The sequence below is a fragment of the Nitrosomonas sp. Is35 genome (genome assembly GCF_033063295.1).
Classification (GTDB): domain Bacteria; phylum Pseudomonadota; class Gammaproteobacteria; order Burkholderiales; family Nitrosomonadaceae; genus Nitrosomonas.
The window spans coordinates 1,493,170-1,506,329 of record NZ_JAWJZH010000001.1; the positions used below are offsets into that span (position 1 = coordinate 1,493,170).

A 13,160-nucleotide genomic window follows, 5' to 3' on the forward strand; every position below is an offset into this window, starting at 1 on the left:
TGTGAGTTACGCATTGTTGAAAATGATTCACGTCAGTAGCGTGATACTCAGTTACTCATTGTTTTTCCTGCGTGGAATCTGGTTGATCCGGGATTCAACGAGTTTGCGCCAACGTTGGGTCAAGATTCTGCCGCATATCATCGATACCGTTCTGCTGACCAGCGCGGTTTTTCTGGCAATGGTCATTCAGCAAAATCCGCTGCAGGATTCCTGGTTAACCGCCAAGATTGCTGGTTTGCTGCTGTATATCGCTCTGGGTATGGTGGCGATGCGCTTCGGCAAAACCCGGCGGGCAAAAATTATCGCCTGGGTGGCGGCACAATGCGTGTTTATTTACATTGTGCTGGTTGCAATCACCAAAAGCCCGGTATTAGGTCTCGGTTAGAATCCTGCAGCCGTAGCACCCGTAAAATTCACTGATAGCGAATGGATTTCTCCGCTTTGCGTTTTGAAAAAGCCAATGTCGATCAAGCGCAGGCAATCAGCGATCTGATCAACCTGACGTATCGCGGAAACGCCGGTTGGACAACCGAAGCGGCGATTATTCAAGGCGATAGAACCAACCGGCAGGAAATCGAAACGGCCATGCAAAATTCCGGCGCGCATTTTTTTGTCATTAACCTGCCTTCTATGCTGGCGTCGTGCATTTATGTCGCACGAGAAGAAGAGCGTGCGTACATCGGTTTTTTTTCGGTTCATCCGGATCTGCAAGGGCAGGGACTTGGAAAATACATGCTCGAACAAGCGGAAACTTTTGCCAGCAGCGTCATGAATGTGCATCAATTTGTCATGTTCGTGATATCACAGCGCACCGAATTGGTCGAATTTTATCAACGCAGGGGTTATTACTGTACCGGCCGGATTGAAACTTATCCGGCGTATCTTGGCACGCCTAAAATTGCCGGATTGACGATTGAATATCTTGAAAAGAAAGATACGCGTTGTTAAGAAAGCTGTGAAAAACTAGCATGGCTCGATCATGTTGCGCTGAAATTAAGCTCAAGATGCTCATTTATCACGCATAAACCGGGTCTGATTTCACTTTGCCTAGCCATCGTTTGCGATCTTTTTCAGCATTTTTTTGATTAAAGAAAATATTATCACCAGATTTTTATCCTCGTTCTCCCCTCGCTGGTCAATATATATTAGATTTCCTTATGGCGGTTTTACGGGCTAATTCTTAACCTAATTTATAATAACATTACTACTAACATTTGTTTTAATTCACATATTTTTCACAAAAAACGTATTTTTTCTTGACATTTTATTTACATTTATCATGATATGGTGCCCTTTCCTGCAACGAAAAGGGTAACGAAACTTCTTTATAAACGAGGAAATTATGCTGATAAAAATATTTTTGGCTATCGCCATGAGTTTAAGTGTTTCGTGTTTTGCGGAATCCGGATCGAACAGTTCAAAATCATCTGCTGATTCCAATCAACAAACACAAACTTCACAATCGAGTTCATCGACCAAAAAGGAAAATTCTCAATCGGTACAAGATTCCGATAAGGACAAGAAACCGTCGATGGTGGATTATTGCAAGAAACATACGTGTTAATCGAATAACGATTTGCAAATTGGAGATAACCAATGAACAAAAAAGTATTGAGAAATCTGGCTTCAGCAATTCTTGTATGTTATGCCGCGGCGGCTGTTTCGGCTCCGCACTGGACGCATGAGGAACAAGCAACTTGGGGAGCGATTCAGGATCCATCACAAACCGTCGTGCCGTTGAATTATCCGTATGCGGAATGCAGTATCGGCTCACACCAATCGCCGGTCGATTTAGCCGATGCGAGAATTGATAATACCCGTAAATTGAATAATCTGGAGGTTTGGTACGATGTGGACACCCCGGTATTCTTCAATACCGGTCACGCGGTTCAGGTCAATACCTCAACGCACTATAAAGGCGAGCTGAAAATCGGAGAGGAATCGTATCCGCTGGTTCAATTTCACTTTCATGAGCCCAGCGAACATGCAGTAGGCGGCGTGAAGTTTCCTGCGGAATTACATTTTGTTCATGTCAGCCCGGATGGGCGACTCATCGTTTTGGGTGTGGCGGTAACCGTAGGGGAAGAAAATGCGACATTGCAGACTATTTTAAACAATATGCCCGCTACAGGAGGTGATCAAAATGCTAATCCCACCGGTATCCGGATTGATCCAACCACATTATTACCGCCGCTTGGTCATAATACGTTTGATTATGTATCGTTCGCTGGTTCTTTAACAACACCGCCTTGCAGTGAAGGTGTGCAATGGTACCTTTTATTGGACAGCATTTCGATATCTGCGGCACAGCTTTCACAACTCAAGGGATTCTATACGGATAATGCCAGATCACCGCAGAATCTGAATGGGCGAGTTATCTCTTCAACCAAATAATTTAAGTAAAAATATAAGGTAAATCAGTGTATTTAACGTGATAAGTTTAGGTTAATGCACGATTTGCCTTATGATTTCTCACTTGCCGGTCTGAGTTTGATCGTTCTGTTCTGAGTCCTGATACTGTTTCTCAGCTTCTTCACGCTTAACTTCCTGATTGCCGAGTTTATCGTTAACCGGGAATTTCACTGACTTGGCGTCAATGGGGTAAGGTTCAGCAATCCAGTAACCTTGCGCATAGTCGATGCCCATATTTTCCAGCAGCTGTAAAGTCTGGTCGTTTTCGACCCATTCGGCGATGGTTTTAAGGCGCATCACGTGGCCAATGTGATTGATCGATTCAACCATGGCTTGATCGACCGGATCGGAAAGCATGTTTTTGATCAACCGGCCGTCTATTTTCAGATAATCGAGCGGAATATTTTTCAGATATTCGAATGATGACAAGCCACCGCTGAAATTATCCATCGAAAAACGGCATCCGAGTTCTTTTAGCGTGGTTACAAAACGCACTGCGTGGTTCATTTCAGTCAATGCGATATGTTCTGTGATTTCAAAGCAAATACCAGCTGGATTTAACTTGCTGGCTTTGATGGTGTTCACGGTGAAATCGAGAAAATCAGCACTCTCAAGTACTTGTGCGGATAAATTGATGGTATAGATGACGTTGGCTTGGTGGTGTGCATGGGCCTTGATTAATTTAAACGACTGTTCCAACACCCAGCGATCAATGACTAGCATATGATTATGTCGTTCAGCAGCGGGTAAGAACGCTCCCGGCATGACGAGACGGCCGTGTTCATCTTCCAGGCGCAACAGGATTTCACCGTGTTTCTCTTTGCCATTGCTGCTAGAAATCGACTGAATGGGTTGGAAATATAAACACAGCCGCTGGTCGATCATGGCCTGCTGGATGCGCGGCAGCCATGGCATTTCGCCGGATTCTTGCTGTGCGGTATCGGCTCGATATACATGCACTCGATTACGCCCTTGTTCTTTTGCCGCATAGCAGGCGCTATCGGCTGCATTTAATGCAAAAGCGAGGCCTTCGTTGGCGTGCGTGATGGGGAACAATCCAATACTGACTCCAATGCTGAATGTATTGCCTTGCCATTGAAAACGAAAGTTTTGCACCAATTCGCGTAATGCTTGCGCAACCTGCAGCGCCTCGTTCTGCGGGCAGTGCTCCAGGATGACGCCGAATTCATCGCCGCCAAGACGCGCCAAGGTATCGCGTGTACGCAGCTTGGCATGCAACAATGCAGTAACTTGACGCAGCAATTCATCGCCGGCGCTGTGTCCGCAAGTATCGTTGATGATTTTGAATTGATCCAGATCGAGATACAGCAGTGCATGTGAATCATTTTTGCGTGTTGCAGCCAGGATTTTGCCGAGACGGGTTTCAAATTCCTTACGGTTCAGCAAGCCGGTCAATGAATCATGCGCGGCCTGATAGGCTAGTTTTTGCGTCAGCTTACGTTGCTCCGTGACATCGCGGAATGTCAGGACGGTTCCAATGACATGCTGTTGCTCATTCTGAATCGGCGCTACAGTGTAATCGATAATCCATTCTTGCTTATCCTTGCGGATTAACAAACACTCATGGTGTTTTTGCGGATCTCCGGATGTTCCGTTATGACATACCAGCGGGTCGGCAACAGCCGACCGGTTAACGCTATCGAGAATGTTGAATACTTGTTGCAACGGTAAGCCATTGGCATCCTGGTTGCGCCAGCCGGTAAAAATCTCTGCAATCGGATTGAGGTAGGTGACGTTGCCACCGGCATCGGTCGTGATGACCGCATCACCGATACTGGCCAAAGTGACCTGGAATAATTCTTTTTCCTGGTGTAACACAGCGTTGGCCAAAGCGAGCGCTTGAGTGCGCTCCGTGACACGTTGCTCCAGTTGTTCTTTAACGCTTTTCAATGCTTGTTGCGACTGGTCTTTTTCGGCGATTTCGGCTTGTAATGCCTGATTGATCGCTTTTTGATGATTTTTCGCTTGTACCAGCCGTTTCAGCAAATCGAAATTATCAAAGCGGAATTTAAGTGATTCTGCGACAGTTTGATACAGCCGATGGGAAATACTGCCCATGGCAAAGACAAAAATAAGATAAGTAAAGGCAATCGCGAGCTGTATATTGCTTTCGTGCGTGATGACCTGATAAGTAAAAGGAATGACGGCCGGAATTGAAAAAGCCAGGAATGCGCCCCGGTAAGATGACAAACTAGCCATCGCACCCGCTACCATGCCACCCAATAAGTACGCGAGAAATAATTGGTGTGTGGCGCTGCCGTTGACAAAGAAAATGCTGCCCGTTGAGCCCCAAAGTATGCCGGAAAATAACGTACCGATTAGAAATTGCCGCCCCCAGCGGGCGGATTCGGCAGTAGCCGGTTTTTTACGGAAATAGGATCTGACCAGCAGAAATCTGATGAATGTCAGTAAATAAATTGCGGCTAACCATCCCAGCAGCCAAGTCTTGGCAACATGATCCCAGAAAATAAAAACGAGCGCGGCGGAGGTGATCAGTGTAACAACCAGGGCCTTGGGGGCTTGCTGATACAACAATTTAACTTGTTCGGCCAATAGCGCCGTGGAATGACTGCTTTGCTGCAAAGAGGAATCTACAGTGTGGTGGTTAAGCTCTGATGCCCGGTAATCATTTTTCATTGCGGACAAATGATGGAAATTGTTCGCAGTTTGTCGGATGATTTTCCAAAGAGTTTAGAACTAATTGCGAATTGCGGGGATAACCATAATTCAAAACAATCAACTAGATTGCTGAGGATTTGTAAGCATTTTATTTCAATGACATAATGCTGTCTGGATTGCAAATGAAAAATGCTCATTTCTACGCACGTAAGAATATTCTTATTGAGAATCAGAAAATTATACTTTGAATTTTATGTAAGTAAAGAAAACCTTTACAACGGTAAGGATCACCCGGATTAAAACAGTGAATTTTCAATCGATCGAGAAAATTATGGAGATTAATCTATTAAAACGCTATCTATAACTGATCGTTCTTTGCAACGAAGTATTTTCTGGTTTGCGGGTTTGGGTTTGTTGATTGTCTCCACTGCGATACGCGGCGCGGGCATTGCCGTGATGGAGCAAAGTGTCAAGGAGCTGGGGCAAGCGTTTTCCGGTGCACCCACCAACACTGACGACGGTAGCATGGTGTTTTTTAACCCGGCTGCGATGAGCCAGGTGCGCGGCCGGCTGGTTTCGGCAGCGGGATATGTCATTGCACCTTCCGCGGTTTTTCATAATGACGCTTCACATCTCAACCCATTTTTGGGGGGAACCCCGTTGAAAGGCGGTAATGGCGGCGATTCACCCAGTCTGGCTTTTGTACCGAACGTTTATTATGTGCAGGAACTGACAAACCGGGTGGCCTTCGGCTTCGGGTTCAATACCCCTTTTGGTACGCGCAATAGCTATGATCCGGATTGGAAAGGGCGCTATCAAGCGCTCGATTCGGAGATTCTGACTTTAAACTTCAATCCATCGCTTTCCTTTAAAGTAACCGATAAATTCTCGCTAGGCGCGGGCTTCAACGTCCAGTATTTGCAATCCCGGTTGACCAACGCGATTGATCTCGGCCCCGCCTGCTTTCTAGCATTCGGACCGGCACCTTGCGTTAGTCAGGGGATTCGGCCACAAGCCGCTGATGGGCATGTTTCCCTAAAGGGTGACAGTGTTGGGTTTGGTTACAATTTCGGTGCTTTTTATACACTCAATCAGAACACTCGGCTGGGTGTCAGTTATCGCTCCAGAATTACACATGATATACATGGAAATGCAAACTTTACGATACCAGATAAGGCCATTGCACTGACGCAAGGTAATATTCTCGTTGACACCAGCACCAGCACGACGGTTACGCTGCCGGATTCGGTATTGTTCGGTTTGTCGCATCGTCTCAATCCGCGCTGGGCGGTTTCCGCGGATGCATTGTGGACGCATTGGAGTTTGGTACAGCAACTACGGACCAATTTTGCATCGGCACAATCGGATGACGTGCAAAACCTAAAATGGAACGATACCTGGCGCTATGCTTTTGGCGTCAATTATTTTTCCGAGAGCAATAAATGGACCGTGCGGATGGGTTTTGCCTACGATCAAACACCGGTTCCGAATGCCCGGGACCGCTCACCGCGTATTCCCGATGCAAGCCGCTATTGGCTGACTGCGGGACTGACTTATGCCGTCATGAAGAATGTCAATATCCATGCCGCATACGCGCACTTATTCATGAATGACGCCAGCATTAATCATCGCGGTACGACAGCCGATGTTCTCGCCGGAAAGTATGCCGAGCAAATCGATATCGGCGGTCTGCAAATGGATTGGCGCTTCTAACTCGCGTAGTATCTCCTGTGGTTTGCTGAAACTTATGCCGGTTTGAGGTATCTTATGACGGCGTTTGTCATGGCGCCATCTAGAATTCTTCATACCCATAAATCGAGGTTGAACAATGGACAAAAAAACACATGTTAACTTCTGGTATGTCATTGTGGCATTGTTAAGTTTGCTGTTGATCCAGAATCTTTATTCGCAATACACTCAAGTAAAACCCATTCCGTATAGCCAGTTTCATCGTTTGCTCGAGCAGGGGAGCGTGGCTGAGATTGCGATAACGCAAAATCAGATTTTTGGCACACTGAAAGAAAAAAATGCCGATGGGCTCAAAGATTTTGTGACCACGCGAGTGGAGCCGGAATTGGCGGAAATACTGGATAAACACAACGTGGTGTATACCGGCGTGGTGCAAAGCACTTGGCTGCGCGATTTACTGTCGTGGATCGTGCCAACGGCGATTTTTGTCGGCATTTGGTTGTTCGTGATTCGCCGAATGGGCGGCGGTGTGGGAAGCGGATTGATGTCGATCGGTAAAAGCCGCGCCAAGGTTTTTGTCGAAAAAGAAACCAAAGTCACTTTCGACGATGTGGCGGGTGTGGATGAAGCCAAGGAAGAATTGGTTGAAATTATCAATTTCCTCAAAAATCCAGTGGATTATGGCCGTTTGGGCGGGCGCGCACCGAAAGGTATTTTGCTAGTGGGACCGCCCGGCACTGGAAAAACATTGCTTGCGCGGGCCGTAGCCGGTGAAGCGGGTGTACCGTTCTTTTCCATTTCCGGTTCGGAGTTCGTCGAAATGTTTGTCGGTGTCGGTGCAGCTCGGGTGCGCGATCTGTTTGAACAAGCGCGGCAAATGGCGCCAGCGATCATTTTTATCGATGAACTGGATTCATTAGGGCGCGCCCGCAGTGCTTATGGTGGCATGGGTGGCGGGCACGATGAGAAGGAACAAACGCTGAATCAACTCCTGGCGGAATTGGATGGCTTTGATTCCAGCAGCGGCATCGTGCTGCTGGCTGCAACCAACCGGCCGGAGATTCTCGATCCGGCACTGTTGCGCGCCGGGCGGTTTGACCGCCAAGTGCTGGTGGACCGGCCCGACAAAACCGGGCGCGAACAGATTCTTGCCGTGCATGCGAAAAAAGTGAAATTGAATACCGATGTCAAAATCGAGCAGATCGCTGCTTTAACGCCGGGATTTACCGGTGCGGATCTGGCGAATTTGATCAATGAAGCAACGTTACTCGCAACACGCCGCGCAGCGGTATCGGTGACAATGGACGATTTCAATAACGCCATTGAGCGCATTGTGGCCGGATTGGAAAAACGTAACCGCCTGCTCAATCCCAACGAGCGGCGTGTCGTCGCTTTTCATGAACTCGGTCACGCCATGGTAGCACTTGCGTTACCGGGTACCGATGAAGTGCATAAGATATCGATTATTCCGCGCGGTGTCGGTGCTCTGGGTTATACCATCCAACGCCCTACGGAAGACCGCTATCTCATGACGCGAGTGGAACTGCTGAACAAAATGGCGGTGCTGCTGGGCGGTAGAGCGGCCGAACAAGTGGTGTTTCATGAGGTTTCCACGGGTGCTGCGGATGATCTGGTGCGCGCCACCGATATCGCGCGTGCCATGGTGCTGCGTTACGGCATGAGCGAGGCATTGGGTAATGTGGCGTACGACCGTGAGCAGTCAGCTTTCTTGCAACCCAATATGGCCTTGCCGCAAAGCCGAACTTACAGCGAGGAAACCGCGAACAAAATCGATATTGCCGTGCGCGTGCTGGTCGATCAGGCTTTGGAGCGCGCTATCAATATCTTGCAAAATAACCGTAACTTACTGGATCAGACTGCGGAAGCGCTGCTCAAGACCGAAACCTTGAATCAACCGGAAATCCTGCAATTAAAACAGGCGATTCATGCTTACGTGCACCAGCCGTAAGCGCCAGCGCGGGAAAACAGGAGGATTTAACTGTCATCGTCCTGTTTTTCCGCGGATCTTAACCGGATATCCGAATTAGGCAGCGCATCTTTTAATATTTGATCAATTTTCTGATTGATTTCTTCCGGTGTCGCGCCGCTGTTGATCACCTGCTGGAGATCGATCAGATTGGAAGCCATGTTGATGTGTTGCTGGTTTTGTTGCGCGGCGAAATCCACCTGCATGGCTTTCCTCTTGTTGGCAAGCTGATCTTTCGGGCTGCCGGTGAACAGCGACCGGATCGTTTCAACCAAGCGGCTTAAAACCGTATGTGTGAGGTCGGCGGAGAAGCCGCCGAGCATGGCCAGCAACGGCCGGATAATGCCTTTTTCCAGGAAAGGTGTTTCACTCAAGTGCCTGCTGAAGTAATCCTCGGAAACCATGATGGCGAGAATCAAACCGGCAATCAGGCCTAGAAAGAAACGAATCCAATAGGAAGCATGATAGGTGGGGTCAAAAGTGCCATTGGCGATAAACGTATTGGCTTTATACAATGCGGCAAATGAAGCACCCAATCCGGCCGCGGCCAGATAGAACATCAGATTGAGCAGCAATTCCAAGCCATCCTGCAACATGATATTGCCGCTGTCGTTGCTTACTTCTTCGGTCAAAGTCAGTCCGATGAATAACATCAGCGACACGATAGCCGCGATCATCATTTGGCGGATCAATGAAACCGGGCCGAGAAATTTCATGAATCCGGTAACCCCTTGTTCGATATCCAGCAACAAAATGGTATTCGGTTTGGCGGGCTCCACTATTCTCGCCAATGCGCAGTGCGCTGCAAGCAATTCACCAATATCCAGATCGGTCCGGACATGAATCCGGTCATTCAAAGCGGTGCCGCTCTGTACAGTAAATGTATCGATGGTACGTATCACCTTATCCGGCACGGTTTTGCCGTTGGCAAGCGCGTATTCGGCCATGGCCCGCGCTTCCCGGTAGAGCTGATACCTCAGACTTGTTTGTTTATAAGGATCGGGCGATTGATTATCTTCCATGGTTGCTCCTGGTATTCGTGACACTAAAGGCAAGCGGTTAAAATAGAATGGCAGTAATGGTAAAAATCCAAGTCAGCAAGATCGGCCAATAAATAAGTTTTGGAATGAAATTGTCCTTAAATGCCAATATCCCAAGCGGCGGATCATATGAGATCAGCACGGCATTGACGGTTACCATCAAAATAGTAATGTATGAGACGAGGTAGAAATATTCCAAATATACAATGGTATTTACCGCCAGTTCGTCTCTCAGCTGCACATGCATAATCAATAAGATGAAAAAAAGCGCCGAGCACGCGGCGACGATGGTCGATACATTGAAGCCGGTGAATGTCAGTTTCGCTTCTTGTTTGGAGATGGTGAGAACGAGTCCGTATAGCATTAATAGCACCACAGCCAGAGGAAATAAATGCGCAATGAATGGATTTACAATATTGCGCGAGATTTCCAGGTTGAAATACAGTTCCGGCATCTTGTCGTGGCTGGTGAATTGACGATCGCCGAAATTGCTGTTGTATTTATTCACCTTGATGCCGAAGAAAGCCCGCGATGGATTCCATTCGGATAAAACAAAATCCTGCTCAACGCCCGGCAGAGTATTGGGATTCAGGCTATCGAAGGATTTAAAATCCGGCACGAGAATGACATTTTTAGAAAAACTGGTATGCCAGAGACGTACCCAGAGGAGTTGCCGGTCGAAGGGATATATTTTGTAATCGAAGGTCTCTCGTAATGTGGCTTCAAAATACCAGCCTTTGACGATTTCATCGCCTTCCTCGTGCTCATACGCTTCTGTTATGGATGTTTCTATGGCTTCGGGAAAAATGACGCCATGCTCGATATCTTCTTCAAAGTGCTTGGGAAAGCGCTGCCATACATAGCCGGTTATCGCCACGTTGGTCGCGTTTTGAAATTCAATTGACTGAATGAACAAGCCGGTTGGAACAAAAAAAGGTGGTGTTTTTGATTCCTGCAGCGCAGCGACGGCATAATCGTTCTGAAATTGCTCGACGATCGCGCGGTTCGATAGTGTCAGCGATTGATTGCGGGTCACTGAAGGTGTGTAATATTCCGTGATCCAGATCGACACGATGCCCACGGTCAGCAGCAATGACGTGATAAACGCATGCCGTAACAATTGCGCGACCGATTGCTGCTGTTTGATGAACGCAATCCAGATATAAATCAGCAGGCACAACACGACAGCATTGATGATCCAGCTGATCAAATCGGATTCGTGAATTACCCGGGTATCTTCGCCATTTTCGTTGTCGTTCTCAAACAAGTGCTTCTTGCCGATTTCCGCATTCATCACGGTTAACACATACCATCCGGTTTCGCCAATGGGATAGCGGTTGAACCAGGCGGAGCGGCCAGTGAGCTCATTTGTCCCTAATTTCCCCGCCGTGAATTCGGCAAAGTAAGCCGGCGTAATGGCTTGATTCAAATCACTGACAATTTTCTTGGAACCCTTGAGTCCATGATAGATAATTTGGTCGAATTCATTGACGACGATGGCATAACCATTATCGCCAACATCGTGGTTCTCGACTTGCTGTCTGACCCAATCCAGATCGATATCCAAAAATACCACGCCAGACACTTTTGTGGCGCTCATATTTTTTTGCAACGGTACGACATACTTTAACGTATGCTGCTGATAGGCCATATCAAAGTAGGGCGCCAGCCAACCGCTTCTTCCGCCGGTAGCTTGCAGATACCAGTCACCATTCTTGCTGTTGCCGTTTTTCGCGCTATACGCCGCATGACCGGTGTAGTCATAATACTGATCGATCCGGTCCAGTTGATAGGCCGTGCCTTGCTGGCGGATAAAGGGTGCAAACAGACGCAGCTGCGGGTCGGCTTGGTATAAATCGAAAGCCACGCCCAACGCATTGAAACCAAAATGATTGAGTGCCGCCTCGTTCAATGCAGTATCGATTGCTTCCTGGCTCCAGGAAATTTCCCGTAAGTTTTCCGCAAGCTCATTGGCGGCGGAAGCCAGCGCGGTTAATTGATCGTTAATCGAATCGGCAATGGTTTGCGTGGTGGCCAGTGCATGTTGTTGCGATAGTTGCATGGTGGTGCGGTATTTCTGCACCATACCATTGGTTGACGCAATAAAAATGCATAGGAAGATGACCATGCAAATACCGAGAATTGCCTTGATCCAGGAAACGAATGTCCACTTCGCTTGTTCCGGTGATTCAAGTTGCTGGGTTACCTTCAATTATCTTCTCCGGTAGTTTTTACGCTATTCCATTGGCGGGTTTTATCCAGATGCGTCAGCCAAACATGATCGCTTGCCTGATGATCGCCGGGATTTAAGGTGACTGTGCCAAAACCTTCCAAATTAACCGATCCTAACTTCTCCAACGCTTGTTTCAGAGTGTCGCCGGTGATCTCACCGGGGATGCTTTGCAGCGCTTTCACCAGAACCTGCGCCGCAAGATAGCCTTCGCGCCAGATGAAGTCTTGCTCCTCGGAGCCGGTTTCTGCGGGCGGCACCACCTGGGTCATATAGATTCGTCCATGGATGCCGGGTAGGGCATCGGCCAATAACGAAGCGGCGGAAAAGGATAAGTTATAAAACCGCGCATTGGGGAAAATGCGGTGAGAAAAGCGGATAAACTGCGCGGCGGGTTGATATGCGCCCACAATGATGATCGCTTCGGGCTTCGGTGTTGCCTGAATCATCGCTTTGATTGCGCTTTGTATCGCTAAGGAATTGCGCGGGTAGTACGTGACCAGCAGCCGGTCGGTATGCTTGAAGCCCGATTGCTCCAAGACGGCTTTGGTGATATCGAAGCCAGTCTGTCCCAGCGTGTCATCTTGCAAAAAGAGTGCAATGCGGTACGGAGAAATACCGCGATCCAGAATATCCTGCACGATCAACTCCATTTCTTGCCGGTAGCTGGCGCGGAAATTGAATATATAAGGATCGGGCGGAATCTTGCGCAATAAATCGGCGCCGGTGAAAGCGCCATAAAATACCACACCACGTGCATTGGCGATGGGTGCGGCAATCGCGGCCGTCGGCGTGCCGGCGTTACCGACGATGGCGATGACTTTATGCTGATCGATCAACTGCATCGTGTTCACCTTGACACTATCCGGCTCATACCCATCATCGAGTACGGTCAGATTAATCATGCGGCCGCGAATACCACCTTGCTGATTGATTTCCTCGAACAAAGCATTCATACCCAGGTACATGGCGCGTCCCAATAGCTGATTGGGGCCGCTGAGCGAAGTGCTCATACCGAGTGCTATGGGTTCGGCATGCGCAAGACTGCACCAGCAGAGCACAACGATATAGGCGCAACATTGTGTATAGAAAAGGGTTATTTTCTTTATCGGGATGGATTTAAACATGCTGGTTATTCAGATGAGAAGGATTGCGCTGCCGG

General features: G+C 48.1%; 9 protein-coding genes. 5 read left to right on the plus strand and 4 right to left on the minus strand.

Translation table 11 applies throughout. The features are described from left to right. The first annotated feature begins 1 nt into the window (after position 1). The 3 genes from R2083_RS06905 (at position 2) to R2083_RS06915 (ending at position 2,394) form a co-directional block, all read left to right on the plus strand. Complete coding sequence (locus R2083_RS06905) at positions 2-385, plus strand: SirB2 family protein (RefSeq protein ID WP_317530763.1); 384 nt, start codon at positions 2-4, stop codon at positions 383-385. Between the two features lie 41 nt (positions 386-426). Beyond that, positions 427-948 carry a GNAT family N-acetyltransferase gene (locus R2083_RS06910; RefSeq protein ID WP_317530762.1) on the plus strand — a complete coding sequence of 174 codons (522 nt, stop codon included), beginning with the start codon at positions 427-429 and terminating at the stop codon, positions 946-948. A 648-nt stretch (positions 949-1,596) separates the two neighbouring features. Continuing rightward, on the plus strand, positions 1,597-2,394 hold the full coding sequence (locus R2083_RS06915) for a carbonic anhydrase family protein (protein WP_317537959.1): 798 nt from the start codon (positions 1,597-1,599) through the stop codon (positions 2,392-2,394). 78 nt (positions 2,395-2,472) lie between these two features. On the opposite strand, the gene R2083_RS06920 is transcribed toward R2083_RS06915, so the two are convergent. Further along, a complete protein-coding gene (locus R2083_RS06920) occupies positions 2,473-5,070 on the minus strand; it encodes an EAL domain-containing protein (protein WP_317537960.1) in 2,598 nt (865 codons plus the stop codon). Between the two features lie 357 nt (positions 5,071-5,427). On the opposite strand from R2083_RS06920, the gene R2083_RS06925 reads away from it, so the two are divergent. Further along, positions 5,428-6,765: an OmpP1/FadL family transporter gene (locus tag R2083_RS06925; RefSeq protein WP_317537961.1), complete on the plus strand. Its 1,338-nt coding sequence runs from the start codon at positions 5,428-5,430 to the stop codon at positions 6,763-6,765. Between the two features lie 115 nt (positions 6,766-6,880). Beyond that, the gene (gene ftsH / locus R2083_RS06930) at positions 6,881-8,710 is read left to right on the plus strand and encodes an ATP-dependent zinc metalloprotease FtsH (RefSeq protein WP_317537962.1); all 1,830 of its coding nucleotides are present in this window, start codon (positions 6,881-6,883) and stop codon (positions 8,708-8,710) included. Between the two features lie 26 nt (positions 8,711-8,736). On the opposite strand, the gene R2083_RS06935 is transcribed toward ftsH, so the two are convergent. Genes R2083_RS06935 through R2083_RS06945 form a run of 3 tightly spaced genes read right to left on the minus strand, consistent with a single transcriptional unit; the run spans position 8,737 to position 13,125 of the window. After that, on the minus strand, positions 8,737-9,750 hold the full coding sequence (locus tag R2083_RS06935; protein ID WP_317530757.1) for a hypothetical protein: 1,014 nt from the start codon (positions 9,748-9,750) through the stop codon (positions 8,737-8,739). Positions 9,751-9,787: 37 nt separating this feature from the next. Further along, entirely contained in the window at positions 9,788-11,980 is a 2,193-nt protein-coding gene (locus R2083_RS06940) for a cache domain-containing protein (RefSeq protein ID WP_317530756.1), read from the minus strand. Next, positions 11,977-13,125, minus strand: a complete 1,149-nt coding sequence (locus R2083_RS06945; RefSeq protein WP_317537963.1) for an ABC transporter substrate-binding protein — start codon at positions 13,123-13,125, stop codon at positions 11,977-11,979. The genes R2083_RS06940 and R2083_RS06945 overlap by 4 nt, the downstream gene beginning before the upstream one ends. Positions 13,126-13,160: the final 35 nt, after the last annotated feature.